Annotated in this window: 1 protein-coding gene; it reads right to left on the minus strand. The window is 59.8% G+C overall.

What is annotated here, in order from left to right; translation table 11 throughout:
- Positions 1 to 323, minus strand: a 323-nt coding sequence (locus tag BFP70_RS18615) for a DDE-type integrase/transposase/recombinase (protein WP_141693274.1), incomplete at both ends; no start/stop codon positions are given.

The following is a 323-nucleotide window of genomic DNA, read 5'->3' on the forward strand; positions in this document are numbered from 1 at the left end:
GGACCTTCTGGTAGTCATGCGAACAGTATTGGCTGCCGCGATCGCTGTGGAAGATGCAGCCCCTGGGCGGTGACCGCAGGGTGATGGCCATCTTCAGCGCCCGGATCGCCAGGTCGCGTTTCATGCGGTTGCTGACAGCCCAGCCAATCACACGGCGCGAATGCAGATCGAGGATGACCGCCAAATACAACCACCCTTCACGGGTCCAGATGTAGCTGATATCGCCCGCCCATTTCTGGTTGGGCCGCTCCGCCGTGAAGTCACGGTCCAGCAGGTTTGGCGCGATGTTGAACGTATGATCGCTGTCTGTGGTCGCCTTGAAT

The sequence above is a fragment of the Thioclava sp. SK-1 genome (assembly GCF_001705665.1).
Taxonomy (GTDB): domain Bacteria; phylum Pseudomonadota; class Alphaproteobacteria; order Rhodobacterales; family Rhodobacteraceae; genus Thioclava.